At 58.0% G+C, this 26,562-nt stretch carries 21 protein-coding genes; 8 read left to right on the top strand and 13 right to left on the bottom strand.

Annotation, left to right across the window (positions count from 1 at the left end; all coding sequences use genetic code 11):
* Nucleotides 1-1,127: 1,127 nt before the first annotated feature.
* Together ACNFIA_RS17595 and ACNFIA_RS17600 are read right to left on the bottom strand one after the other, a co-directional pair.
* Nucleotides 1,128-2,426: a tyrosine-type recombinase/integrase gene (locus ACNFIA_RS17595; protein WP_416787107.1), complete on the bottom strand. Its 1,299-nt coding sequence runs from the start codon at nucleotides 2,424-2,426 to the stop codon at nucleotides 1,128-1,130.
* Nucleotides 2,427-2,559: 133 nt separating this feature from the next.
* Nucleotides 2,560-2,964: a response regulator gene (locus ACNFIA_RS17600; RefSeq protein ID WP_024767799.1), complete on the bottom strand. Its 405-nt coding sequence runs from the start codon at nucleotides 2,962-2,964 to the stop codon at nucleotides 2,560-2,562.
* A gap of 511 nt (nucleotides 2,965-3,475) precedes the next feature.
* Between ACNFIA_RS17600 and ACNFIA_RS17605 the strand changes: the two genes are divergently transcribed.
* On the top strand, nucleotides 3,476-6,271 hold the full coding sequence (locus tag ACNFIA_RS17605) for an autotransporter domain-containing protein (RefSeq protein ID WP_416787110.1): 2,796 nt from the start codon (nucleotides 3,476-3,478) through the stop codon (nucleotides 6,269-6,271).
* 607 nt (nucleotides 6,272-6,878) lie between these two features.
* Here the strand turns inward: ACNFIA_RS17605 and ACNFIA_RS17610 are convergent.
* Nucleotides 6,879-7,649 carry a hypothetical protein gene (locus tag ACNFIA_RS17610; RefSeq protein ID WP_370602034.1) on the bottom strand — a complete coding sequence of 257 codons (771 nt, stop codon included), beginning with the start codon at nucleotides 7,647-7,649 and terminating at the stop codon, nucleotides 6,879-6,881.
* Nucleotides 7,650-8,297: 648 nt separating this feature from the next.
* Here ACNFIA_RS17610 and ACNFIA_RS17615 point away from each other — a divergent pair.
* A complete protein-coding gene (locus ACNFIA_RS17615) occupies nucleotides 8,298-9,494 on the top strand; it encodes a hypothetical protein (RefSeq protein WP_416787113.1) in 1,197 nt (398 codons plus the stop codon).
* A 42-nt stretch (nucleotides 9,495-9,536) separates the two neighbouring features.
* Here ACNFIA_RS17615 and ACNFIA_RS17620 read toward each other — a convergent pair whose 3' ends face one another.
* Nucleotides 9,537-9,668, bottom strand: coding sequence for a hypothetical protein (locus ACNFIA_RS17620; protein ID WP_416787116.1), 132 nt, complete (start codon nucleotides 9,666-9,668; stop codon nucleotides 9,537-9,539).
* Between the two features lie 233 nt (nucleotides 9,669-9,901).
* Between ACNFIA_RS17620 and ACNFIA_RS17625 the strand changes: the two genes are divergently transcribed.
* Both ACNFIA_RS17625 and ACNFIA_RS17630 read left to right on the top strand, forming a co-directional pair.
* Nucleotides 9,902-11,860 (top strand): helicase, encoded by a 1,959-nt coding sequence (locus ACNFIA_RS17625; protein WP_416787118.1) that lies wholly within the window; start codon nucleotides 9,902-9,904, stop codon nucleotides 11,858-11,860.
* A gap of 69 nt (nucleotides 11,861-11,929) precedes the next feature.
* Nucleotides 11,930-13,039, top strand: coding sequence for an AIM24 family protein (locus ACNFIA_RS17630; protein WP_416787121.1), 1,110 nt, complete (start codon nucleotides 11,930-11,932; stop codon nucleotides 13,037-13,039).
* A 376-nt stretch (nucleotides 13,040-13,415) separates the two neighbouring features.
* Here ACNFIA_RS17630 and ACNFIA_RS17635 read toward each other — a convergent pair whose 3' ends face one another.
* Together ACNFIA_RS17635 and ACNFIA_RS17640 are read right to left on the bottom strand one after the other, a co-directional pair.
* Nucleotides 13,416-13,973: an HNH endonuclease gene (locus ACNFIA_RS17635; protein WP_416787123.1), complete on the bottom strand. Its 558-nt coding sequence runs from the start codon at nucleotides 13,971-13,973 to the stop codon at nucleotides 13,416-13,418.
* Between the two features lie 93 nt (nucleotides 13,974-14,066).
* On the bottom strand, nucleotides 14,067-15,317 hold the full coding sequence (locus tag ACNFIA_RS17640) for a TerD family protein (protein WP_416787126.1): 1,251 nt from the start codon (nucleotides 15,315-15,317) through the stop codon (nucleotides 14,067-14,069).
* A gap of 199 nt (nucleotides 15,318-15,516) precedes the next feature.
* Here ACNFIA_RS17640 and ACNFIA_RS17645 point away from each other — a divergent pair, with 199 nt between their 5' ends.
* Both ACNFIA_RS17645 and ACNFIA_RS17650 read left to right on the top strand, forming a co-directional pair.
* Nucleotides 15,517-16,092 carry a hypothetical protein gene (locus tag ACNFIA_RS17645; RefSeq protein ID WP_416787129.1) on the top strand — a complete coding sequence of 192 codons (576 nt, stop codon included), beginning with the start codon at nucleotides 15,517-15,519 and terminating at the stop codon, nucleotides 16,090-16,092.
* Nucleotides 16,093-16,150: 58 nt separating this feature from the next.
* A complete protein-coding gene (locus ACNFIA_RS17650; protein WP_416787132.1) occupies nucleotides 16,151-16,342 on the top strand; it encodes a hypothetical protein in 192 nt (63 codons plus the stop codon).
* 57 nt (nucleotides 16,343-16,399) lie between these two features.
* Here ACNFIA_RS17650 and ACNFIA_RS17655 read toward each other — a convergent pair whose 3' ends face one another.
* Nucleotides 16,400-16,747: a hypothetical protein gene (locus ACNFIA_RS17655; protein ID WP_024767810.1), complete on the bottom strand. Its 348-nt coding sequence runs from the start codon at nucleotides 16,745-16,747 to the stop codon at nucleotides 16,400-16,402.
* 159 nt (nucleotides 16,748-16,906) lie between these two features.
* Between ACNFIA_RS17655 and ACNFIA_RS17660 the strand changes: the two genes are divergently transcribed.
* Nucleotides 16,907-17,449: a hypothetical protein gene (locus ACNFIA_RS17660; protein WP_037012122.1), complete on the top strand. Its 543-nt coding sequence runs from the start codon at nucleotides 16,907-16,909 to the stop codon at nucleotides 17,447-17,449.
* Between the two features lie 33 nt (nucleotides 17,450-17,482).
* Nucleotides 17,483-18,163, top strand: coding sequence for a hypothetical protein (locus tag ACNFIA_RS17665; RefSeq protein WP_416787135.1), 681 nt, complete (start codon nucleotides 17,483-17,485; stop codon nucleotides 18,161-18,163).
* A gap of 44 nt (nucleotides 18,164-18,207) precedes the next feature.
* Here ACNFIA_RS17665 and ACNFIA_RS17670 read toward each other — a convergent pair whose 3' ends face one another.
* The 6 genes from ACNFIA_RS17670 to ACNFIA_RS17695 form a co-directional block, all read right to left on the bottom strand.
* Nucleotides 18,208-19,347, bottom strand: a complete 1,140-nt coding sequence (locus ACNFIA_RS17670) for a glycerate kinase (protein ID WP_416787138.1) — start codon at nucleotides 19,345-19,347, stop codon at nucleotides 18,208-18,210.
* A gap of 130 nt (nucleotides 19,348-19,477) precedes the next feature.
* Complete coding sequence (locus ACNFIA_RS17675) at nucleotides 19,478-20,563, bottom strand: sugar diacid recognition domain-containing protein (protein ID WP_416787141.1); 1,086 nt, start codon at nucleotides 20,561-20,563, stop codon at nucleotides 19,478-19,480.
* Between the two features lie 139 nt (nucleotides 20,564-20,702).
* A complete protein-coding gene (locus ACNFIA_RS17680) occupies nucleotides 20,703-22,304 on the bottom strand; it encodes a hypothetical protein (RefSeq protein WP_416787144.1) in 1,602 nt (533 codons plus the stop codon).
* A gap of 233 nt (nucleotides 22,305-22,537) precedes the next feature.
* Nucleotides 22,538-23,752 carry a hypothetical protein gene (locus ACNFIA_RS17685; RefSeq protein ID WP_416787146.1) on the bottom strand — a complete coding sequence of 405 codons (1,215 nt, stop codon included), beginning with the start codon at nucleotides 23,750-23,752 and terminating at the stop codon, nucleotides 22,538-22,540.
* Between the two features lie 9 nt (nucleotides 23,753-23,761).
* Nucleotides 23,762-25,690 carry a hypothetical protein gene (locus tag ACNFIA_RS17690; protein WP_416787149.1) on the bottom strand — a complete coding sequence of 643 codons (1,929 nt, stop codon included), beginning with the start codon at nucleotides 25,688-25,690 and terminating at the stop codon, nucleotides 23,762-23,764.
* An 8-nt stretch (nucleotides 25,691-25,698) separates the two neighbouring features.
* Complete coding sequence (locus tag ACNFIA_RS17695) at nucleotides 25,699-26,553, bottom strand: SH3 domain-containing protein (RefSeq protein ID WP_024767818.1); 855 nt, start codon at nucleotides 26,551-26,553, stop codon at nucleotides 25,699-25,701.
* Nucleotides 26,554-26,562: the final 9 nt, after the last annotated feature.

Here is a 26,562-nt window from a genome sequence, read left to right on the forward strand (position 1 = left end):
TCCGGTCCATTGAATTCAGAATACCTGGAGGCGTACACGGGATTCCGGTCCTCGGGATGGTCTTCCACCAGGTTAGGCATGGCGCTCATCAGAATCCGGTCAGCAATAAGCCACCTGGGCTTTCGTAGCCGGCATTGCGCCAAACAGGGGCGCACATGAGATTCCGGTTCTATCTCACTGAAATCAAAAGATTTTGTAATCATGACGTCGGCAACAGAGGCTGTTACTCGACCGCTCACAGGATTCCGGTATTTCCCGCCAACGCCCATGAGGCGGACCTCTAGGACGGCCGCTCACCAGATTCCGGTTCAACCCGCTCATTGGATTCCGGCCCAAGGGCCAGAAGGACATATTGGTGTCGCGAGATGCTCGAGCTGTAGAGTGAAAGTCTAGTCTGCCACCTTGACCTGACATTGGGACCGAAATTCAGTCTGCACTAGGCGCACACTGGATTCCGGGGCCTCTCGCTCAGAGGAATCCGGTCTTATATCCGCTTCCAAGGCAGAGCAGGAACAACAGGTATCGCCACCTTGCGATGGAGGTGACTTGGAGGGATGAGCGCTCAGGGAATTCCGGCGGAGATCAACGAAGCCTCTACGGGCGCTCACCAGAATCCGGTAGAGCAGGCCATTCTGAAGCTCCGTACACGAAATTCCGGTCGCAAGGTATGTAGCTGAAGCTCAGCTTTATAAATCAACGTCAATACCTTGATTTACAGGACTTTTCCACCAGTGACAGAAACGAATAAGCACAGGTTAATAACAGCATATAAACAGGAATCGCACAGAAATCAGCCAACTTATCAACAGGCAACCGGAATCCTATGTACAGGGCCGGAATCCAGCGAGCGGGCCCCGGATTCCAATGTGCGCTTGCCGGAGTCTCGTGAGCGCTAACCGGAACCTTGCGTACGGCTACCGGATTCCTTTGAACGGCCTCCGGACTCTGGTGTACACACAGACATACCGCCAGACCAGGTGTGCCGCAGGGCCTGGAAATGTGTCCACACCCTATAACCCCGTTGAGTAACCCCGCAAGAAATAAACCCTGTTCTTTAACCTGGGGGCTGACCCAGGGGACCTAATCCGATTATTGCTTTCAGCTGACCCGCGCGGAACCTGAATTCTTCACGTGCGAACCTTAAGGTCTGCCACTTCATGGGCTCGGTCTTCATCGATCGAGTTGTAGTAGATGTCTTGAGTGGTACTCATGCTCTGGTGCCGGAGGTCTTCCTGGAGGTTCTTCGCACTTCGGAAGGGTGCATCAAACGTCGCTGATGTGTGACGTAACCAGTGGAGAGTCGCAGATCGGAGGCTTTCCATTTCATCCTCGCAGCGGCCTTCCTCCTGCATTTTCGCTAGTGCCCGATCAAACACTGTTTGGACTATGTCTCGAACATGGCGGTCACTGAGATTGGCAGCCCCGTTCAGCTTCGTTAGGAGTGGGGTCTTCTCCCTTGGTGCAGGCAAGGGGGTCAGATTTCTGCTTTCTCTGTAACGCTTGAGGTACTTCAGATAGTCCAGCCTGACAGCCACGTTAGCTGCCTTACCGCCTTTGCCAACAACGTGGTACCACCAGCCATGAGCATTTTTGAAGAAGCTCCCCATCGTTGGTTTCCAACCCGGGCGACCAACGATATCGGAGACCCTCAGGTACATGGAGAACAACGTAGCGACGATAAAGAGTGTCCGCTCATGGGATTCCGGTTCGTCATTGGCCATCTGCTCAGCGGTCTCAATAACGTAGTCCCATTGGAGCTGCGACAGGGCCTTACCGACGTCGGGCTCGTCCTCATCCTGATTCTTCCAGCGAGCTCTGTTCCTTATCGACTTAAAAGGATTCCCTTGTGCGATGTCGTTGTGCACCAGGTACTCAAAGAACGAGCTGCAAATGGCAAAGACTTGCCCGACGCTCCCCTGAGACATAGCGAATCGTGCCGGCTCGAGCTCTGTGCCCAATTCCTCAGCCTTCTTCCGGTCAGCTTTGGCGACAGTGATGGCGAAAGGAGTCCATTCGGGGTTTGGCTCGTACAGGCCGCCCTTTTTTATGTAGCGATGCCGGGCTGCTCGTCCAATCCAAGACTTCGGGGGGTTTTGGTTGAAGTCCATGAACTGCTCGACATCAGTCCGTCTTAGCTCAAGGACGGATTTTCCCGCGAAGATCCAGCTCCAGAGCAGGAGACGCTCTACCTGAGTCCGGTAGGCGTTGAACGTCGTCTGGGATTTGCTGTAGGACGTCAGGAAGCCCCTGGCATGGCCATAGTCGCTGACAGCTGGAATGCCTTCACCAAAGGAAGCCAAGAAACTCCCAATCGCTGGGCGCTCCAATAGGTATTCGGCCGGTGTGGCCAGCTGGAAGATTTTGTACGTGTCGAACAACGGAATAGGGGAACGACCGCTGCTCGAAGGGTTTCCACGTGCGGACAAGCGAACCTCAGAGCACAAGAAAGAGATGCTCCAAGATTAACCGGCCAGGCGCTCAGTTCAAGCCTCAGGGTTGCCCTGAAACGCCCGCCAGACGGGCCGCACATGAAATTCCGGTAGCAAACGGGCAGGGGAGTTAAGCGACGATAGATGCCTGGCCTTTCGGAATGAAGCCTGGAACGTAGAGCTCCACCGCCTCACGCATCTTATCGACACTGGCTGGCTTGACGATGTAGCCGGCAGCGCCAGCCTCGACAGCCAGTCGCTTGTCCTCATCGGCCGACTTGCTCGACAGAACGATGATCGGGGTGATGCTCAAGTCGTCTGCGCCGGCGCGCAACTCGCGGATGTGGGACAGACCGTTGTGCCATTCGCCCAAGTAGACGTCCATGAAGATGACGTCGGGTTGATAGGAGGGTACGAGCTGCAGCAGCTCCTGAAGGGTCCCGACCACCTTCACGTCGTCAAACAGTTGATCGGCGCATTTCTGCGACAGGTAAGCGTCGGTGCGCGAGTCATCGACGATGATGGCCTTGGACATGGTGACCTTCCAGTAATTAAGGGGATGCGCAGCATGATTGCCGACTGCGTCAGCCTATCGACGGGCTAAGGAAGGTCAAACCAAAACGAGGGGCTGGAAACCCGCCTTGGATAAGAGCTGCGAGCCTGGGCAGGGTAGGAGAAATGAGAGGTTAACGTCCTCTACGACCGGATTCCTATGAGCGCCTCAGACCAATTTTCTTCCCTGCGGATCAAAAAGATGATCCAGGTCACGCCACGCCGGACACATTTCGGGTTCATTCCACGCGCGCTAACCGCAGCACCAATCAAGTGGACGTTGGTGCGCGTCTTTCGCCATGACCAGTATCCGGATTTCTAGGGGGGCAAATCGCCTCCCGAAAGGGAAGAGCTCTGTTTAACTGAGCGCGGCCAGAAGTCCCCTTAAAGGTCTTGCCAAAGCCCAGCGAGTATGGGGTGGCGCTTTTGGGAAGAGGGGAGGCTTCAAGCATCCAACCAGGTCTGGCTGGAACCTCAGTACACAAGGAATAGAAATGATAAAGCTGCAATGGCAACAATCGCTGCTGGCAATCGCAATCAGCAGCGCCGCGATGAATGTAATCGCACAGGACTACATCGTAAATGCTGGCCCATCGGACTTCACCGGTGTTCAAAGCAGTCTGAACTTCACCGGCGGTTTCACCTCTTTGCAAGCCGAACCGGACTTCATCCTGGGCCACAGCCTCTTCGCAGACAGCGTTACCAATAACGCCACCATCCAGGTCTACACCGACGGCGCCCGCCCGCTGGCTCTTGTCGACAGCTCTATCACCGGCTCCGTAGTGAACGCCGGCACGCTGAAGACCAACGGTGCGCTCTCTAGTGGCCTGACGCTGATCAACACCCTGGTGGGTGGCGACGTGAAGAACACCGGTACCATCAACACCCTTGGCCGTCAGTTCGATAACAACGGCAACAAGGCTGCCGCTCTGAATCTTCGCGACTCAGGCATCGGTGGAAATCTGGAAAACAGCGGGCAGATCTACGCCAACGGCGGTGGCTCCATCGGTGTGGACTTCTCAGGCACCCAGGAAAACCTGATCAAAGGCGGCATCATCAACTCGGGCTCCATCTCTGTTGGCGGCACCGATTCGATTGGTCTGAATGTCCGGAGCGCCAAGATCAACGGCAGCATCAAGAACAGCAGCCTGATAGGCGCGACCGGCGACGGCGCCATCGGGGTTGTGGTTGCAGACTCTCAAGTGGGGGAAATCACCAACGCCGGCAACATCAACGTGAACGCTGCCGATCGCGTCAGCGCTGACCCCTCCGTTGTCGGTGTGTATCTCCGTAATGTCAAAGGCCTTGATGCAAACGGCAATGCTGTCGACCTCACTCTGAACAACACCAGGACAATCAGCTCTGCTGGCGTCGGCATCAAGGTCGATGACGCCGATAGTGTCGTAGTCATCAAGAGCAGCAGCCTGGGCGCCATTACCGGCAAGACCGCTGCGATCGAAGGCAACGGCCACACCATCTTGAACATGGCTGGCGGCAATATCACTGGCGACCTCGTCGGCCTCGATCAAATCAACATCTCCACAATCGGCCGCTTCACCAGCTCGAAGATCGATGCCGCGAGCATGAACCTGGCGAATAACTCCACCGCCTACCTCACCGCCGCCGGCACGAAGCTCACTGGTGACCTGAATGTTTCGAGCGGCGCGAAGGTTGACATGCAACTGAGCGACGAGACCGTTGCCACCAACCCCTACCTGGAAGTCGGTGGCACTGCGGTATTCGCTGCTAACTCCTCTGTTACCGTCTCCTCGAAAGCGAACGCCTTCAACCCGACCAACGCAGGCGTCGAGTACACCTTGCTGAAGGCTGGTGCCCTGACTGATGAAGGCATGAAGGTAGCGAGCAACTCCTATCTGCTCGACGTGAAGTCATACGTCGTCAACGGCAACACCGTTAAAGCCGTAGTGGCCGCTAAATCCGACGACGACATCGGCAACATCGAGAACCCTGAAGAGCCGGGCGGTGAAACCGGTAATGGCAACACCGGCGGCGAGGCTGGTGGAAATACCGCAGGCAACGCCGGCAACGAGACTGGTGGAAATTCCGCGGGCAACACCGGCAGCGAGGCTGGCGGAAGTACCTCAGGCAACACCGGCAACGAGGCTGGCGGAAGTACCTCAGGCAACACCGGCAACGAGGCTGGTGGAAATACCGCGGGCAACACCGGCGGCGAAGCTGGTAGTAGCTCTGCAGGCGGCCAGTCACATAACGGAGCCACCGGCGCCCTGCTGGCGATGAAGAACTCGGTCCTGGGCCAGCTGGATACCTCAGACCCTGTCTACCAGGCCCTGGCAAACGCCTCCACCCGTGAAGAAGTTGCCCGCATCGCCCAGCAGCTGACCCCAGAAGTCAACGGCGGCGGCAGTCGTGCTGCTGTGGCCGGCCAGAACACTGTGACCAACGCTATCAGCAACCGCGTGAGCGGCCTGCGCAGCGGTATGTCCTCCGGCGATACCTTCAAGGAAGCCGGCGTGTGGGCGCAAGCTCTGTCGAACCATGGCGACCAGGACCGCCGTAGCGGTGTTGACGGCTATGAGTCGAACAGCGCCGGTATCGCCGTAGGCGTGGACGGCAAAATCAACGACCAGACTACGGTCGGCGTCGCGTACAGTTACTTGAACTCGAACGTCACCTCCGACTCGGGCGACAAGACCGAGGTTCAAGGCAGCGCGCTCACCTTGTACGGCAGCTACGAACTGGGCAACTGGTTCGCCGATGCGAGCCTGTCCGCCGGCAAGAACGAAAACGACAGCAAGCGCTACATCGTCGGTACCCAGGCCAAAGGCAGTTACGACAGCGACGTGCTGAGCGCGAGCCTGCTGGGCGGCTATGACTTCCGCTTCGACAACCTGGTGGTCGAGCCTCGCGTCGGCGCCCGCTACACCAACGTGAAGATCGACAGCTACCAGGAGCATGGCTCCAGCGCCGCTTTGAGCATCGGTGCCCAGCGCTTTGAAGTGGGCGAGTTCGGTGCAGGTGTCCGCGTATCGGGCGATTTCCCAGTAGGCATGGGCAATCTGGAACCTGAAGCCACTCTGATGGCCTGGCACGATGTGATCGGCGACAAAGTGTCCTCGACCTCGAGCTACGTCCAGGGAGGCAACCCGTTCGTGACCACCGGCGCCTCGCCTGTGCGTGACAGCTACGAAGCCACCGTCGGTGCGACCTACAGGGTGGGGGCGGTCACCGTAGGTGCCACATACGGTTACCAGACCAAGACCGACTTCGACGGCAACACCTTGACTGGTCGAGTCAGATACGATTTCTGACCGTAGAGAAGAAATGACAAGGGCGCCGAATGGCGCCCTTGTCATTTCTGGGTAGGGGGAGGGGAGAGGAGGAGAGGGCACCCAAAGCCGGTTTCCTCTGAGCGCTGCTAGTTCCTGTACCCTTCATACGGAGGAGGTCCCGCGGTGGAAACATACATAGCATTCCTGTCTGCAACCAATGCAATCCTTCCAGGTGCTTGCCTGTGAACAAGCCGGCCGTCATAGTCAAAGTCTCAGAGATAGGCATGCTGACGTTTGAGATTAGGATCATAAGCAACAGTACAAAAAATGGAGTTCGCACATGTGGAAGAAGGTCATCCTGCTCATGATGTTGCCTGGGGTCGTGTTTGCATCATCTGCAGACTGTTATCGAATTAAAGACAAGGACGCTCAGAGTTATTGCTTGGCGACCACAGGTCACAGGTCTACCATTTGTTACCAAATCCGAAACGAAGATCAGAAAAGACTTTGCCTTGCAGAAATCCAGGGCAACACTTCTACGTGTTTTCAGATAAGAGATGAGGACACAAGGAACCTTTGCCTTGCGAAGGTTCGCAAGTAAATTTTCCGTTTTGGCCTTCATACAAATTCGGGATAATAGATTCGTTTATTTGAGTCCAAAATACGAGAGTAGGGTGTCTAAGTCGTCATTGATGGTAGGGAAGAGAGCAGTCACAGCTTTTCCATCATAGGAGTCCTTAGGGGCAAAGGACTCAGACCTTTCAATCAAACCTACTGTCCATGCAAGGTCTCCCTTGGCGACGGGGAGACCATCCATTCGGCGCTTGGCACCATCAGCGAGCACAGAAAATGCAACTAGCTTTCCAATGAAAGAGTAGTGTGCCAGTCCGGATATACGAGCGCCCTGAATTGATTTTAAGTACAACTCTTTAAAATCCTTCTGTTCAGCGAAGCTCTGCATATCAAAGCCAAAATCCGCCTTAATTTCAGCAAGAGCAGCCACTAGCTGGGACTCAGGAGTTTCAAGATCATCATCCTGCTGCAACCCGCCCAGGGAGGATTTCTGCATCATGAAACTCACTTGCGCCTTATCAACATACGAGTAGAAGTCGTCCCAGCGCTCGCGGCTGATAGCCCCAATCTTTAAGTTGTACTCACCAATACTATTTATGAGATGTAATATTCTGTCAGCCTCTGTGTGGTTACTTTTCTCTAATTGATAGCTGTAATACAGGATCGCCAAGTAAAGTGCAGCTTCGTCTTCTGAAATACCTAGGTTGAATGCCTTATTGAGGACATCTGTATACTGGCTTAAATTCAGAAATGAAGGATTGCCCCTAGTCGAAATCTGATATTCGCGGTTCAGTTTTGTATCAACCGATCCGTTATATTTCCTACGATTTCCCAAACCCAACATATTGATTCCTTCCTATGAGTCAGAGTTTCGACCAAAGCTCTAGCCTAGATCAGCAGATTTGCTATCAGTTTGCCAGTTGGGATACGTAGTGGGAAAGCGAAGTCTGGTAATGATGCCCTGGTCCCACCTCGCAATCGAGGCCACTGAATCGCGGGCAACGATCCCCTTGTACCTCTATGAGTACACAACGATATAAAGACCAAAGGGGGACTGGCCAGGTCTTGACAATCTGAAGGAGGAGGGGCGATTCGCTTGCTATTCCTGAAATGCATGAATAATGCGATTCCTATAGCCAAATCTCCGATTACTTTTATAATCGGTGATAAGGGGGGCTCGGGACGAGGGGGTAAATAGCCGGATTCTCTCCCTTAAAAAATGGAATTCCGTCTTTAAAAGGTGGAAACTTTAACCAGGTTTTGAGGGCGCTGGCTTGGGTGCTATGGAGTTATAAGGCGGATACGCACTGCCTTTGTTGCAGTCCCTTAAGTTCAGGAGTGGTTCCGCCTTTCACCTCAACTTAACACAGCCGCTCTTATTGGCTAGACTCTTTCTTAATCTGAACCAGTTCACTCAGACCGAAATGGACTTTTAGTGCAAGTCCCCTGATCCCAGGCTTCGCCCCGAAACTGGTGATCTGCCGGAGTTTCTATGGAAGGTCAACCAAGCAATCCGGAAGCCATCGCGACAGTGAAGTCGCTACTGGACTCAGTCGCAGACAAAGAAGTCCTTCTGCTCAAAGGGACCGTGCTCATCCCTCCATTCGAGAAGGTGATGACCCTGCTCAACATCTCGCACCGCGTTCTTTGGGCAGAGAGCAAGCGGAACCGCCCTGGCCTCCCAGACATCAAGACGATGGAGAAGATCTTCGAGGACCCCCAGGCCAAAATGTCGAAGGGAACCGAAGCCAAACTCATCCGCCACCTTCCTATCAGCCAAAAGGCAGCGGCGTTTCTCGTAGATACAGCCAACCAGGGATATGGATTAAGTGCCATCACCGGATGGATTGGTGCCGTTGATTCCGGTCTGTTTGAACAGCCGGTCGCAAAGGATTTCTGGATATCCACCTGCAAGCGCATCGCCTCACTGCTCACTGCGGAGATGCATCCACTCGCCGGTATCCCAGAGCGGCTCCAAGCGTACATCTCCGCTGAAATCACTCAGAGGCTGGGGTGCCCTCTCGCACAATCGCTGTACCCAGAATTGATTGCCAGCTGGGGGGACGCACCGGATGGTCAGGCTCCAGTCCAGTACCAGCACCTCCTCTCTCTGGATTGCATGGCAACCTTGCTACGGATCGGCGCCTGGATGATGGCTGAATGGCAGGCATCGAACTGGGAGATCGTTTGCGCCGGCGAACAGCAGGACAGGATGATCGGTCTCAAACTGATCCCCAGATTCAGCCCTTCTGATGGCTGGGATTCACCTATTGGTACTGCCCTCGAGGCGTTTGCAACTGCGGCAGGCTGGCAGCAAAAGCAGACTGCAGTGACCTTCCTTGGGCGGCTGTGGGGTAAAGGTGATTCAGGACCGGATGTTGCTTCTAAGACCCGACTTTTACGGAACTGGGTTCAGCTGCGACCGAGCCGTCCGAGTTACGAAATGCTCTTTGATTTGGCCCGCGTCTGCGCGATTGAGCACGTGCGATTGCAAGGCTTGGATGTTGAAGTTGGTGATGCTGACCACATGCTGAATGCCAACCTCCTCCGCGCTGCAGAGGCCCTTTCCCGACTCGTGAAGTACCTCGATGACCTAGGCGTAGCCCCGGAATTGATCGGCTCGGCCTTGGCTTGCTATGAGTCTGAGTATCGGCTTGCCAGGACCGCTCTTGGATTTCCGGTCGAATAGATCGGCGAGAGCCCTTCGGCTCCCGCCGACTTCAGCGGGGTTTCAGTCCTCGTCGTCTTTCGCCCTCTCCTCCCAATCATCCGGGCGCTCGTCGTAGCCACGGGACTGCCAATAGGCGTCATTGTTCTCGTTCAGCTGGTTGGAGCGGTTGTCTTGATCGCTTTTCTGGCTCATTGGCCTTCTCCACTGGGCAGAGCGCCATTCGCTCTGTGCGGGGCCAGTATCTGTTTGGGGTGAGCCTCGAAATAGGGAATTGAAATGGGAAAATGAATGCGCTCGGACCACACTCCTGCTCACGAGAGAGTCAGATTCGGTGGTTCCTTTGGTGTGTCCCGTTACACTCTCCACCAGTCCACGTCTTTCCCGGGTGACCATTGCACTGGGGTTTAAGTGCCGAGGTACCCAGGATGCCCCCTACACTTCTCTTTCTGCCTATCTCCCGTCTGCAGGCAGAGGCGCTTTCTCGCCCCGGCGCAGATTGGGAGGCCCTGCTCTCAAGCTGGTCTATTCCCTCTATCGCGGCTTCGCTCGTCATCCAGGCTGCTGCAAACGCTTCCGGACAGGCCTACCCATGCACCCGCCTTGAGCGGATGCTGGCGGGCTTGGTTGAGGCCGGGATGGAGTTGGTTCGAGCCAAGGGAAAAACGGCCTTTGCCGGCCTAGTTGCTGCCAAGCTAGACGCCGCGCAGATTGAGCACGGCCTTACCCTCCTCCTGCGCCTCGGTATACGCCTCCTGGAGCAGGGGGAGGTCGACGCCGGCGAGTATCTCGATCCAGAGGGTAAGTGGGACTTCGGCTTCTCCCGTCGGCATCTCGATGAAATCAGTCCCTTCACCGAACAATTCCAAGATGCAGCTGGCCAGATCTTCAACTTGGCCCCCCAGCAGGCTCGCGCATTCCGGGTTTTCAAAGCCGAACTCGATGAGGACTTTCACCTACAGGCGCTGGCTGGCACCGGCAAGACCTTCCTGATCGAGCGACTGGTAGACAGCCTGGCTGGGTACCGACCGTTGATCCTTGCCATGACAAAGGCCCAGCTCGATGCTTTACAGGCTCGGATTGGTGCTGGCCGTGTCTCTGGAATGACCTTCGCTGAGCTTGCGGTGCGATCGCTGAGGCTCGATCCAGGCCGACAAGGCCCTGGGGCGTCTGACCTATCAGCGCGGCGGACTCAGGCGGATATGGCCCTTGTGGCCCGGCATCTGGCCTTCCATCCGGTCGGTAACCTCACAGCAAGCCAGGTTGCCAATGTCTCCTACAGATCGGTCTTCAAATTCTGCACTGGCCGAGACACAACGATCGGTGCTCACCATATTCCGGTCTATTCAAATCGGATCTCCCCCGCGGAAAAGGCTGTGTTGGTCGAGTGCGCCCAGCGTCTTTGGGATGAGACAGTCCGGCCATTGACTTCTGGCCTTGAACTACCGATCAGGGGCTACCACCGGATCAAGGAACTGTCACTCTCCCCCACAGCCTGCATAGAGCCAGGCTACACCCACGTGATTGTGGATGAGGCACATGACCTACCGCTGCCTATGGCCCAGTTCCTGGACCGCTGCCCTCTTCCAGTGATCACCCTTGGCGACTCATGCCAGCGGCTCGATGGTGCGGTCGCGGAACGCGCTCCACATGTCCGCCGGCGGGAGATCTACCACTCCCTGCGATCGGGCCGCGAGATGGAGGGCGCTGTCAACGCGCTGATCGAGAACAACCCAGTGGTTCACGTGCATCCATTGGAGGGTAATCGCCAGCAGGACACGCGGGTGATCTACTATCCCACTGATCGCCTCTCAATCCCTGAAGACCCAACGACGATCCTGGTGTGGTCTGAATGGGGGCTATTCGAGTGGTTCCAGCGCCTGGCCAATGCCAGGGCCAGGTTCAGCCTCCTTCCCGGTTGTGCCCAAGGGTTCAGGGGCTTCGTCGAGGACTGCATTCGCCTGTATCGAGACGGCATGCGGCCCACGCATGGCGCGATCTTCAAGTTCACATCCTGGGCGGCTCTCCGAAAGGAGGTGGCCGGTAAGGAGGCTTCATTCCATCGCATCGATCGCCTGCTCGAGCAGGGTTACAGCATCAGCGACTTCGAGCGTGCGCTCATCAACCTGGACCATTCAGGGAAGGCCCCGTACAAACTCGGAACGGTGGTTGCCGCAAAGAACATTGAGGTCGATTCAGTCATGCTCACTCCAGAGCTTCTGGCCTCAATGGGCTCCTCTCGCCACGACGCCGCTCGCGCATTCGCTGCGATCTATACGGGTGGCACCCGCGCCCGGCACCAGCTCTATGTCCCCGGCCAACTACACGACTGGGCGACTGATGTGGCCGCCCGGGCCGCATCCTCTCGCTCTGGCGATAAGCAGTAGCTCTATCCCCGCTTCCACCCCACATTGTTGGTACGCTTCATACATCCCTACATCTCGGAGAGAACTCTGTTGTCGATCTGGACCTTATCTGTGAACGGCAAACTCGATGGCCCGATGGATACCGAAAAGGCGAAGTTGATTGCCAGGGAATCACCAGGTTCCTGGTGCTGGCGGTCCGGTATGTCCGACTGGGAATTGGTCCACCTGGTACCTGAAATCCGCCCGGCGAAGCGTGACGGCACTCCGCTCCCCGCCCCCGCAGCTGACATGATCTCGGCGAAGCCGGCGGCACTGCCGGCCGGAGCTGTGGTCGCCCCACCCTCCTCTCCTCCTGTACCAACACCTTCGCCTGCGCCGTATGCCTCTACCGCATCGAGCAGCATGGTTCAGGATTCACCTGGCGGTGGCTCGTCCCAGGGCTATGGATCGAATCAGCGTACTGAGGGGATCGACTACAAGGTGCACGGAAGTGACCTGCAATTCGTTGAGGTGGAATTGGACGAGGGCGAGAGCGCGGTCGCGGAAGCCGGGGCCTTGATGTTCAAGTCTTCCAGCGTCGAGATGACAACGATCTTTGGGGATGGCAGCGATTCGGACAGCGGATTTGTGGGCAAGCTGTTCAGCGCCGGGAAGAGGCTCATCACTGGGGAGGGAATGTTCACCACAGTCTTCACTCAGAAGCGGCCCGGCAAGGGTGTTGTAGCTTTCGCTGCGCCCTTCCCCGGCACAATCCTAGCCCTGGATCTTAAAGCCTTCGGAGGACGCCTGATCTGCCAGAAGGACAGCTTCCTGGCCGGCTCCAAGGGCGTCTCTATCGGCTTGCACTTCCAGAAGAAGATCCTCACAGGCTTGTTCGGCGGCGAAGGGTTTTGCCTGCAGAAGTTGGAGGGGGATGGTGTGGTGTTCGTCCACATGGGCGGAACCTTACGCAAGATCGAGCTCGCTCCAGGGGAGCAGCTGGATATCGACACGGGCTGTCTTGCGGCTATGACTGCCGGCGTCGACTTTGACATTCGGCCTGCAGGTGGGATCAAAAGCATGCTTTTTGGCGGCGAGGGCATGTTCCTCGGAACTCTTCGTGGGCCGGGGACTGTTTGGATACAGTCACTCCCCTTTAGCCGGCTCGCGAGTAGGTTCTTGGCTGCAGCCCCCAATGGTGGCGGACAGCGCCAAGGTTAATGCCCGATCCCGAGCGATCAATCGCCTCTCTGCTTCCTGCAGATGATAAGGGCCGGTATTCCCCGGCCCTCTTTTCGAAGTTGTCCGTGAAATCAAGGTGTTAGCCTTCTCTGACCCGTGATTCACGTGCCTGACGATGAAGAAATCCTCTGCGGTGCCCAAGTACCGCCAGCCACAACTCGACGACAACCGGACCCTTGCCGAGCAAGCTGCGTCAGCCAACGCCAAGCCAGCACGCTCGCCAGCCGTGAAGCCCACAGCTGGACGGGATTCGAAGGTGGTTCCAATACGGCACGTTCCGGCCAAACGGCCGGCTAGTTTCTGGGGAGCTGTCCCAGGCTTGAACTCGGAGACGTTGATCGTCCTGTTCTGTTGCCTAGGTGCCGGTCTCGTATTTGGCATCCCACTCGGCGCCTGGCTGTTCGTCACCGGCGTTGCTCTCTGGTGATGCAGAGTCGGCCTTCCTCTGATCGCGTAACTCCCGCATCGCGGATACCGCCACGTCGAAGGCCTGCAGCGCCTGCTGGATGATCTGGTCAACCTGCTCCTGATCCTCACTCAGCTTGCTTTGGTCGGTGCCATCGCCTATCCAGGCAATGATCTTCTGCCGGCGCTGATCGCGGACGGCTTGATCCGGGATCTTCTGCTCCAAGAACGTCAGCCAGTCCAACTCACGCTTCTCGTCTCCGTTGCACCGGCCACACGCCAGGACGTGGTTGTGCACGCCGTTTTTGCCTCCCAGTGCAGCTGAGATGATGTGGTCGGCCTGCCCATCACGGGCTTCCTTGCTCACCTCAACATCGCAGTAGGCGCAGCGGTTGCCGAAGTGCTCCCAAAGTCTCGCAAGCTCATCGGCTGTGGGGTGTGGATCGATGATGGCCATCAGCGAGCGACGGATCTGGTTCCTCGCAATCGAGGGGCTGTGCTTGGCCATGTTTTTGTACCCCTTGCGGATTCACGGACAGGGAGATGTGCTGGGTCGCCCCTGAGAACTCCGGGTAAACGGAGCGCTCAGGGTATTCCGGCCTCAAACGTACTGCTTGTTGCCCATCCGCTCTGGCGGGTGCCCCTTGAACACGTAGGGACCATCCATCGTCAGCTCCAACTTGTCTCCCTTCCAAGTGAGCCATGGGGTGGCCTCACTGCCGGAGCGCGACGTTGTACCGCTCGGACTGATAGTGATCTCGTCTCCATCCACAACCACCGTTCCAAGGACGTAGGTGTAGACCGAACTGTTGAAGAACCCGCCTTTTTTGAACTCAAAAGCGCACTCCACAACCTGATCACCGTACTCCATCCTCATCTTTGGCTTCAGGGAGGAGATCTCTACATCGCCATTGTCGACTGCGGAATAAACGCTGCACACAAGCGCAACCCGGCCGCCCAGGAGTCTGGAGATCGCGGGGTTGATCTCCACCGTTTCGGTACCAGGAGCTGTGGCGCTCGCGCTCACCACATCGCCGGTGTGCAGCACATAGGGATCAGCAGTGAAGGCCCCGCTCTTGTCGGGAGCCTGGATGATGGACATGCGTCCGTCCGGCCGGAGGATGCCGATGCGGAGATCCAGGTCGTCGTTATCACAGCCGTCGCCATTGTCGACCCAGGTCGCAGAGACCTTGATCACCTTCGGCGCTGACGGGCCTTTCTCCAGAGATACCTTGTGCGTGGTGCCAGGCTTCTCAAGGGTGATGACGGTCTTCGTCAGTTTGACGGGGGAGGCAGGCGGCTGGGCCGCGGCCGGAGCAGGAGGCGCATCATCTACTTCGACTCCGTACATGCCACACAGTCCGGCCAGGCCGGATGCGAAGCCCTGCCAAACCGAGCGCGCCTTCGCCTGTCCGCCCCGCACATAGAGCTCGAGCACGATGATCCCCGTTTCCTGGTCGAATGCGCCAGGTACAAGCTCCAGCACCTGGTCGCCAGCGATCACGCGCGCTCGCAGATCACGGACGGCTGCGAAGCCGCCGACGGGCCCGTCTTGGGTCAGGGAGATGGCGATCTTCGTGACTCCGGCCGGCAGGCGGTTCAGGTCGAAGCTGATCGCATGCTTTACCTGGCCAGAATCCCTTGCAGGTTCGATGAACGATGCTGCAGAAGATGGATGCACCGGGGCATTGAAAAAGACCATCCCTTCGTCGTTCTGGACCTTTCCCGCGTCAGTCACAAGGAAGGCGGTGAGGTTTACATCGAGGCCATCCCCGTCCTTGTGGGTGACTTCTACCTTCCCCTGGGTGTGAGTGAGTGCTGTGTTCTCGCCTGGCTTGAGCTGTTGGGTCATGTCTTGCCTTTTCCTTGGGTTGATACAGAGGCGTCCTGCGCCTGCTCAGGGAAGATTCGAATGCCTTTGGAACCTGAATCTCGTGGCTGAAGTGTAACGGTCGATTCGGCGAAATGGCGTCTATTCGGGCTCGGGAATCCAGACCAAGTGTTTCGGCTGGGTGACGCGCGCCGGCCCGTTATCATCCCCGACTTCAATCATGAGCCTCCTGAATCTCGTGGAGATCCAGAGCAGGCTCGAAGTCGACGGAGAACAGACCATGAAGCAACACCAAGCTGTGTTCCACCTGCAGGGGCACGACGTCGGCCATCTCAGCGCCGCGGGCTTGGATTGGCTGAGCGAAGTTGGCCGAGCACATGGCACCACCCACGTACACAGCCACTCCTTCCCGCGGCTTGGAAGTATGATGTCCGCCTGGCGTGGTGAGGATCTGGTGGCCTACGTCATCCAGGTTGGTGAACACTCTGAGAGGGCCGATCTTCACTGCGTGCAGATTTTCGGTGACATGGACCACGGGATGGACCTGCAGCTTCACCAATCGCCGGACGACGCTCTGTCTTCGGGCCTGGCTTGGATGCGAGAGTTCAGCGAGTCCCTGCCCGGGCGTACCTTTGATGGGGTAGAGAATGACGCCGGGGACCTTGTCAGGGTGTGCCGGGATCATGAGGGGAGACTGGCTGGCTACTTCGCGACGTTCCAGGACCCACTCGGCTGGACCTACCTTACCCAACGGGTCATTGACCAATCCATTGCTGCTCCGGCGGCTGCCGCGTAGGTTCTGGCACGCGCATCCAGGCTCTATGGTTGAACCCTCCCCCCTTCAGGACACACCTATGAGCACCGCAGCACCGGTACTGGACCATCGCAAAAACCGTATCATCCAAATCGCCGCCGAGATTGTGGAGACGCGAGTTGCCCGTGGAGAGATTGATCCGGGCTGTCACGCGGCGATGGATGCCGCCTGCCGCGAGGCGGTGCGCGACGCGAAACAGCTGTATGACGCTGCGGTTGAGTTCGTGAGCTAATCCGAGGAAGCCCGCGGACTACCAAGGCTTCCTGGCCACATCGCTGGCGTTAGCAGTTTAATTGCAGTTCCGCGGTGGGACAGAGTCGAAGTCTTTGAGCTTCGCCCATCCGAAGATCTTGCCTGCCCCCTGATCAGGTTCAGACGAATCGTAATCAGGCGTCGTAACCAGCTGGATGTACCCGTTCGCCTCTGCCCCAACCGTGAATGAACTGAAGGTCTTCAGGACGGACTTGGTGCCTTCGCCATCTGGCTGGCTGAGGATGACGATCTGCTGCTTGAACTGCAGGTTGCCGTCAGGGCCGACGGTGTTCTTGGGGTACACGCACTGACCGATATTGCTCGCGGCAAAAGCCATGCTCGATCCGAGGGTAGACAGTGCCATGGCTAGAATCAGCTTCTTCATTGATCGTTCCTTGATGATGAATGTTCGGAGCCGCCAAGGTTATCATTCGGATGGCACATTGGGGTTGAATTGCCATCGTCGGGACGGATCTGTGGCCCCCTAGAACATCGGCTCAGCTTCGATAAGCTCGGCTGTCTTTTTCCGACTCTCGGACTGCTCATGACGGATTTTGATGACCACGACATTCCTGACGCAGCCTTCACAGCGGATGAATTGGAGGCAGGCGTTCAGCATCTTGTCCGCGGGACAAAGCCGCCCTCTGCGTCAGGGTCTTCATCCGAGCCGATATCTTTCCAGGTACCCAACATGTCCTGGCACAGGTATCACGGAGCAGCCAGAGATGACCGGTACCGCACTTACAGACTCGGCATCACTGAGAAATGTGAATTCGACGAAGACCTCTTCCTCACAGAGTTTGACCTCAGCCTCCGTTTGGGCGGCTTTGGGGAGATCCGGTACCTGGTTGAGCTTTTTTACACCAAGTCCGGTATTTCCCCTGATTTTGGGTGGAGCTTCCTCACAGAGGTGTTGACCTTGACACCAGAGCAGCGGAAGCAATTACAGCTCAATTTGAAAGCGCAGCTGGATCTGCACTACGAACGTCGTCAGATGATCGAGCAGGTGGAGTGGGAGTCGAGAGTCTCCCTCCTCCGAGAGGCGCAAGCCCTTCTCGCTGAGCAGTTACACCTCGATGAAACCTAACTTCTCAATGCTGACGTAGGATTGCTGGGCCTGATGCACGACTCCCATTTCGATGACCTGCTTCTACAAGTGGAGCACTACAGCTGCTACCCGAACCTGTTGCCGTGGGTTGGAGGCGGGTACAGCGCGTCCCCACTGAAACTGCTGATCCTTGGGGAGAGCCATTACCTCCCGGAGGAAGTGACCTATCACCATGACCCAGAGGCCTGGTACGCGGGGGTTGACCTGCCGGCAGATAATTCTGTCGCGTGGATGTGGACCCGTGGGGTCGTTGCGAAAGGCCTGGAGACGAACTGGCAGGGCAAATCCAAGACCATCTTCCGCCGCCTCTCGGTTTCCCTCGCCGAAGCTGGGTTCTCGAACGGCGCTGCTCCCTTCGCCAGCTTGGCCTACATGAACTACTTCCAGAGGCCCGCAGAGGTCACCGGCGACTCGATCCGCGTTTCTGACCTGGACCGGAAGGTGAGCGCGAAGGTGCTGGAGGAAGTTGCACAGGTCCTCCAGCCCCACGCCATTGTGTTCTGCTCAAAACTTGCCTGGAATGCAGCCGTGTCCCAGGAGCTGATCGAGTCACTCAGGGCTGCTGGCCGGGTCGTTGACCACACTCCTCACCCGGCCTCTGCCTGGTGGTACAGGACCGCCCGTAAGCGCCAGGGACGCAACGGACATGAGGTTTTCCTCGATATCCTTCGGGCAGCAACCCAGCCTGAGTGACAGCGCCGGCATGGGGCCTACCGGCTCTTTGGTGAGGCGCGGGATCATCCCCGCGCAGCGATCCCCCAGACTTGCATAACATCGGATGCACGCTCTCTGAGGAGCTCTGCCGCCCCCGAACATGCGGATTCAAGCGTCATGGGGCCAGACGTGATGGAGAAGGCTGCGGCGATACCAACCTCTCGTAACCGCTGGTAACCCTTCCCGAGAGTCCCGGCGATCGCCACAGTGGGCACGCCGGCGGCCGATGCCACGGCGGCAACACCGGCCGGCGTTTTCCCGTGCAGCGTCTGCTCGTCCAGTTTGCCCTCCCCCGTGATCACCAGGTCTGCTCCTTGAACGGCCTTGCTCAACCCCGAAAGGTCAGCGACCAGCTGCACGCCTGGGCGGAACTCCGCGTTCAGGAATGCACGCGCTGCAAACCCGATGCCTCCTGCTGCGCCTGCGCCCGGAAAATCACGTACGTCCTTCCCGAGTAATTCAGCAGCCACGTCGGCATAGGCGCCCAATGCCTTGTCCAGCTGCAGGACCTGTTCAGGAGAAGCACCTTTCTGAGGGCCGAATACGTGGGACGCACCCTTGGGGCCTGTCAGGGGGTTGTCGACGTCGCAGGCAACATCAAAGCGGGTTTTTTGTAGCCTTTTGTCCATCAAGCTCAGATCGATCTGCCCCAACGATTGCAGCGCCAGGCCGCCCTCCTCGATCGCCTCTCCGGAGGCGCTCAGGAATCTGGCACCAAGCGCTCGCAGCATTCCGGTACCGCCATCGTTGGTTGCACTGCCGCCGAAGCCCATGATGATTCGCTGCGCCCCCGCGTCCAGGGCCTGCAGAACCAGTTGGCCGGTGCCGTAGGTCGAGGCACGAGTTGCATCTCGCTGTGCCGCGGGCACCAGATGAATACCGCTAGCCGCGGCCATCTCAATCACTGCAGTCCTGGTTTCCTGCAGCCAGCCCCAGGTAGCACTGACTTCGGCCCCGAGCGGACCATGGACCGTGTTGGTCCGGCGTTCGCCGCCAGTAGCTGCAAGTACCGCGTCAACCGTGCCCTCCCCGCCATCGGCCATTGGTATGCAGACGATCTCGGCATCAGGGATGGCGTCGCGGACGCCGGCGGCGATGGCTTCCGCAACCAGTTCAGCCGACAGGCTCTCTTTGAAGGAATCTGGCGCGATCACGACTTTCATGCAGGTCTCCTTGGGCTGCATGCCCTTTCTTGTTGAGGAGATTCTTCCGCTGACAGTCGATGCCGTGTATGTGGAAAGTACGAAAATTGACAGGTGTTTTTGTGCGTTCGCACAAAGATGCGGGAGACCCCTACCCCCTGGCCAAGGTCATGCTGAGGTAGAGTTCTGCCATTCCCTTTGGGGTGGCGAGATCGATGCCGGTGATCTCCGAGATGCGCTGCAGCCGATATCGGAGCGTGTTCCGGTGGATATTCAGAGCATCCGCACTGGCCTGGATGTCGCCGCCCCGGTCGAACCACGCCTTCAGGGTTTTGCTCAGCTGGTTGTTGGAGTCATCGTTCTGAAGAGCCTCGTACGGCTTGGCCAGCTCTCGGAACCCGGCTTCGGACCGGAATCTCCATGCCGCGACCGGAATTCTGTGAGCGGTCAACTGAAGCCACCGATCGCCGGGCAGCTTCTCCTGGGCGTAAGCAGCGAGATCGGCGAGCTGCAACACCTCCTTGTGCAGGTGTTGTGCCCCGATCGCGGGATTCCCAACCATGATCCTCACTGTGCTTCTGCCGGCGGTGTCCAGCTGCTCCAATAGGGCGGGCTGAACCGGGCGCGGAGTGCACCACACAAGGCTGGTCTCGTGCAGGTTGATGCACCAGGTGTCTTGCCCCTGCCTGTTGAGCCATTGCTTCGTCTGCTCAAGCTCTGCCGGCGCACTCAACTCGAAAAGTACGGCGGTTCGGGCGAGGTCCGGTTTCAAACCCAGCCGCTGCGCGTCCGCCAATACCCGTTGGGATGGGTGGCCTTCGAGAAGGAGGCTGGCAAGCACACCCTCCCTCATCTCCTGAATCCAGATCCGGTGCTTCTGATCGCTCCGCTGTGCGACCAGCATCTCTGCGGTCATCTTGACCAGCTCTGCATGGACCCTGACCTCATCAGGCGCTCCAGAAACGCCGATGACGCCGATTACCTGGTCATCCAGGCAGAGAGGTAGGTTCACCCCTTCCTGCACGCCCCTGAGCGAGCTAGCAGCTGCACTGTCGATCTCAACGGCCCGGCTATTGGCCAACACCAGCTGCGCGCCCTCATGGCGCGTGTAGAGCCGCTCAGCCTCCCCTGTGCCGATGATCAGGCCTTGGCTGTCCATCACGTTCACGTTGCATCTCAGGACGTTCATCGCCCGGTCAGCAATTTCCTGTGCAAGTTGATGGTCGAGATCGAACATGGGGTAGGCCCGAGCAGTAGTTTCGGGCCAGTGTACCGAGGGTGACTATTGCCACCACCATCCTGCGGCTGATTTTCTCCAGCTGCCTGGGTATCTAAGCGCTCACAAGATTCCGGTCTCGCCTGACTCAACCCATAGATCAGAGGGCAAGATGCCGGCCGCAATGGCCGATCACGACTCTCTTTTCCTCTGCCACCCATTCGAAATGAATGCGCAACGTCGTAACCAGGGAGTCCGTCCAGCCGATCTTCAGGTGCTTATCCATTTGAAGCATTTTCCCTCGATACATGAAGGATCTCTCGCTTCTACCGCGCGCGCTGAGACCTTTCTCACTGGCTCCGTAGACCTGGGTTCCAAAGCATTCTTTGGCATGCTGATCCCCACCGCCGCCGGCCAGGGTTTCCCAGTATGTGGTGGCCAGGCTGATGAGTAATTCCGCGGCTTTCGCGCAGTGTTGGAACCTTGCATTGTCCGACTCTGCGGCTGAGTCGAATGCAGAGGGTAAGATCGTGACCCGATCCGGATAGAGGTGCTGAATAAGTACCAATGCTTGTCGGAGAGAGATCGATCCTCGATGAAGTGCAAGAGTCGCCTCTCTCATCGGTCCCAAGGCGTTCGGCTCACTCTCCCCTCCAGATTGGCTATGCCCCTTCTCGTAGCCGGCGGCAATCGCCTTCATTTTCGCGTTCTCGGCTTGAAGGTTGGCGATGATTTCCTTCAGTCGTTCCGCTTCCAGATCTTTGGCTCGAATTTCTGCATCCACCGATTCTAGGAGGTCCTGGTATACCTGGAGCTCCCCTTCTACAGCAGTCGACTCAAATGACATCGAGGTTGATTGCACACGTTCGAGCCGCGAGCGTACAGCTTGTTCAATGACCTTTTCGCGGGTGATATGACGCAGTGCTAACGGCACATTCGTTTGGTCAGTAATCGCGGCGAGGATCGGATTTTCAGCTTGAGAGTATCGCCCTGGCCGTGTGGACTCACGGTCGGGGGGAAGTAAGAGATAGGAGGAGCAGCTATTGCTGGTATCAAAGGGTCTACGAGTCCAGAAGATTCGTACGGCACCGCCGTAGGCACATCGATCACGACCTACCAGAGAGTCGAGATGGCGGGTATCCACTTCTCGTGGAATGAAATGGATGTCGCATAAGCCCACAAGCTGGGATTGCAACTCTCCTAGGGGCGTTAGGTAATTGCCATCTCTGTCACAGCTCAATAGCACTAGGGGATTTCGTCTGTCTTCACGCTCGACCTCGGCAACGAACTCGTCCGAAGATTCCGGCACAAGGGTTCGGATCTGAATTCCTGGTGTTGATGTGGAGGGATCGAGACGTATTAGGTCCTTGAGGAATCTTGGCTGAGAGAATTCGACAGGCGCCCTGACTAGGGTACTGCGCTCATCCGTCTTGAGCAGGACCGAACACTCAACGGCTGCGTTCGCATGAAACTGGCGGACGCCAAATTCAAGGGTCCATCTTCTGCCTGAGGTCTGAGAATCGTTGTGGGAATAGGAGCCGTTGAACAAAAATGGAAATTTATCAGGCAACCCTGGCACGACGGTTGAAATCGTCGATAGCACGCTGTTGTCGCGAAACTTCAGGTTCCGTATACCCTCAATCATTCGATCGAGTTGGATCGGCATGTGGACGCGCTGGGTCAGCCAGACCGCAAAAGTCCCGATGATTTCGTCTACTGGGCGCGTAGCCGGGAATGTCAGGAAGTTTGCATAAACAAGCATTTGGGACTCTTCGGGGAACGGTTTCGAGCTGTAATGATGGCCGAGCAGGCCCTCCAGCACCACACGTTATATTGTTCGCTCGTTGGGGTTACCTGAGGCTCGGATACGCTGCGCCAACTCCAGGCCGGTCTTCGCCGATCAAGAAAAAGGCCCGCTTTCGCGGGCCCTTCTCATCTCGTGAACAACAGTACCTGGGGCTGAACCTCTCAAGAGGCTCATCATGATCTCGAAGATCAGTTCGTTTCGAGTTCGTACGAGCGACTCACGAAGATCGATGCAAATAGCGTCTTCCCTTCGCTGAATTTGTACTCCTCTTCGAACTTGCCGTCGTCGACGAGCTTCTGAGCGATCGCGCATTCGCTATCGCTGTGCCCCTTCGCCTTGGCACCGAAGTCGCTCTGCCAGGTGGACAAACCAACCTCTTGGCAGAAGGCCTCGAACTTGGCTTTTGCGGCCTTGGCCTGGAATGCACCGAAGGCGTCTTTCAACGGGCTGAAACCCTTATAGGTCACTGAGTAGTTCTCCACCTTGGCTTTCCGCGCAAACCCGCTGGTCGCGTCGGCGAGGACGGCGAGGCCAGTGGAATTGCTATACGCGGACACAACGAAGCTGCTCAGGGCGTTCTTCAGCAGATCCTGTACATCGTCGAGCTCGGGGAGCGCAGCGAAGTCCGCCTGGCGGACGATCTGACCTACCTGGCTGCCGTCGTTCCGGTGGGTCACCACGAACTTCATGGAGCCCTCACCGTCGTCGGTGCGCTTGATGGTGAGGTCGAGATCGACCTTGGTACCGAACTCCCCGGTTGCCCCCACGATGAAAGCCCCGGTGACTGGATTGCGGACAGCCATGTTGGTGCCCCAGGAATAGGGCAGCTTGACCTCGCTGGTAGCACTGTCAGCTGCCGCCCATTCGTTGTCAGCGGCCAGGTCACCAACCAAGACCACTTCGGCGCCTTTGTGCGAGATGAAGGGGTTGGCCATCTCCATTCCCAGCAATTGGACGTGAATTTCGCCGTCCTTGCTGTCGCCAGAGTGGCTGATCTTCAGAGCGTCAGCCTTCATGTAGATGCCACCGGCGTTCCGGCCGGCGGTGGAGGACACCTGATACTTCGCCCAGCCAAGCAGACCTTCCTCACTTGAACGGCCGCTTGCCGAATCAAAGAGGCCGCGCAGGCCTTGCAAGAACTGCTCAGCACCGTTGGTTTGGGCGGCAGCGAGGCGGATCTCGGGGTTCTTGACGGTCAGGTTGCCGGAGAAGACCGAGTAGGAGACATCGCCCTCGGAGAGCACGTCCTGGAGGAAGTACCGCTCCTTGAAGCTGTCGTAATAGCTCAGCGCAGCCTTCTTGCCAGAGCTGGAGATCATTGCGGTCACGCCGCCAACCACCACCACCGCCGCAGCGATGGAAGCGATCAGGATGTGCTTCTTGTTCATCGTCGATTTAGTCATGGTGATGCCTTATTGAATCTGGGCGGAAGCGTTCTTCCAGGCGTTGACGTACTGCTGGGAGACCTCGGGAGTCCAGCTGAAATCAATGCCGGAGTCGGGGCCGAATTCACGGGCCAGAACCGCACCGAAGGAGACTTTGTCCGCGCAGTGGTCCTGTTTGCATGCTTCGGGAGCAAACGGCAGGTTGCCGCGGAAGGTCGGGATTGCGCGGCCGTCATCGAGCGGCAGGTAGGGCGTGACGTTGGCCACCGGCACCACGTACCACTCCTTTTCGAACTCCTGATTCGACATCAGGCGGCCTTTGGCTGGGAAGTCGATGTCGTAGAAGTCGCCGGATTTGCCGGTGACGTGGACCATCATCAAGTCCACACGCTTGGAGGAGTTCGGGTCCTGCAGCGCCAGCGGCGAGCCAAAGCGGACCTGGATGCCGGCCATTTGTGCAAGGGCTTCGGTCTCACGACCTTCATAGTCCTTCATGCCGGCCTTGAGCTGCTCGTATCGCGCCAGCACCCGGGTGTGTAGCTCAGCCATCTGTTCTTGCCGGAAACGCTCTTCACGCAGGCGCTGCTTCTCGCGTTGCATGGCCCAGTTGGAACCTTCCTGGACATCGAAGTAGAACTGACCGCGGTTCTCTCCAAGGCGATTGCGGACGATCTTGCCTTTGTCCTCACCCCAGCCAGAAGCGGGGTAAAGGTCGTTGAGGCTCTTCGCCACGTAGAAGTTCTGCACGTCCACCGTCGAGGGCGAAGTGGACTTCAGGAGTTGGAATACCTCCACTGCAGCCTTCTTGTACTCCACGGCGTCCAGGGCGAATGACTCGTCTGGGGTCGTCACCACGTAGTAAGGCTCGCCGTTGAACGGGCCGAGTACGCGGTAACTGCCCCGCTGGAAGGCCAGATAGACCTTCATCTGCCGCGCAGGGAGCTCGCCCACGAGAAACAGTGCCTGATCGGCGTTCGCACTCAGGAACGAAAGTGCTTTGCCTTTCACTGCTGCTTCCAGGCCCTTGTTGAACATCAGGCCGCTAGGATGGACGTATACCCGCTGCCAGTTATCCCCTCTGTACGAATTCGGGATCTTCCAGGTCAGCTTGTCGAAGGAGCCTTCAGCGAATCCCGAGGCAGGGCAAGGCATTGACGGGGACGAGCCAAACGCCAGGCCAACTTCGCCCTCTACGGCAGTCTTGCTCATCACCCATTTACAGCCAGCGTCGTCAGTGACCTCGACGAGTTGGGGGTGACCAACCACGAGCCCGCGACCAAAGTCGGTAGTCGGAGCTGCAGTTACGGCGGTGGGGGCTGCCGGTGCTGGTGCCGGCACAGGTGCGGTCGGAGTTTCGGCCTTGGTTTCAGCTACTGCAGGCTGGCTGGGAGCAGGTGCTTCGGCCGGGGTTGCAGGGGCAGGTGTAGGCTGCGCCGGCGCGGTGGCAACTGGAGGCTGTGCAGCCGGTTCTGCCGGCGTCTGTACAGGCTCGGCTGCTACGGAGGGAGCAGGGGGGGCTTCGGGGGCAGGTGCCGGGGCTGGGGTCGCCACCGGAGTCGCCGGGGCAGGTGCTGGAGTCGGCGCTTGGACGGGGGCAGGTGCTGGAGCTGTCTGAGCCGCGGCGAGGGTCACCAGACCCAGGTTAGAAGCAGTACCCGAACCGCTGGCGTACAGATTGCCGCTGGCATCAACAGCTTTCCAGGTCACCTTTGCCGTCGGGCAGTCTTTGCCGAGGACGAACGGCAGCTTGGAGACCAGGCCAGCCAACATGGCTTGGTTGTCCCAGGCCGGCCGGCTGATGGTCATTTCCAGATCGGGCTTACACCAGTTGCTGGCGTCGCCCGGGACTTCAACCTTGATGTTGTCTTTCTTCGAATAGGCCAGCTCGTGGGCGAATGCTTGCGGCACAAGGCCGCAAGCACTGATCACTGCCAGCGCGAGAGCGCGCTTTTTCATGGTCGTCCTTAGATCAGTTCCCAGGTGCCGTTCGCTTGTTTGCAGAAGGTGTTCTGCTGTTCGGACTGGCCTTTATCAGACTTGAGGCTCACGGTCACCGGGCGGCAGGAGGTCTCGGCCGCGACTTGTTCGGTCGGCAGGGACTGGATGGAGTCCAGGTCGAACGCCTTGGTTTCCTTGCTGGCGGAGACGTTCATTTCGTCCAGGTTCACAGCGGGGGTACTGGCCTTCGCCACTACCTGGGACTTCGGCTGGACGTAGTCCTTGTGCACGTAACCGACGGTCACGCCCTTGCGGCCAACCAGAATCCAGTCGCCAGTGGAGCCGACGGCGGTGAACTCGGTGTTGGTGGGCAGGCCGCCGACCTTGTCCGCTTTCTGGTTCGGTGCGGCGCGGACGTTTAGGCTTGCCGTGCTGACGTACTGTTCGTTGATCAGCTTCATGCTGGGCACGGCTTGGATCTTCGGCGCGCGCTTCACCTCAACGGTCTTGGTCTTGGTGAATTCCTGACCTTGAGTGATCTGCGCGGTCGCGCCGGAGTGATCGGAGGTCCAGGTGACCGGCTGAGCAGAAACGGTGGCCGGCTGGCTCAATACTTCCTGGGTACGCAGAGCGAGGGCTTGCTGATCCTTCTCATCCAGCATGTTGCCGATGCGGTTGCCGATGTAACCGCCAATGCCGGCAGCGATCAGCGTCGCGGCGATCTTGCCATTGCCCTTGCCCATAGTTGCGCCGATGGCCGCGCCAGCCAGGCCGCCGATGATGGTGCCCGCCTGCTCCTTGTTGATGCCCATTTCGGCACAGCCCGAGGCAGAGGCTGCAATGGCAACTGCCAGAATCGATGCGACGAACTTCTTACGCACGATGGATCA

The organism is Pseudomonas sp. NY15437 (genome assembly GCF_048068435.1).
GTDB lineage: Bacteria > Pseudomonadota > Gammaproteobacteria > Pseudomonadales > Pseudomonadaceae > Pseudomonas > Pseudomonas nitroreducens_B.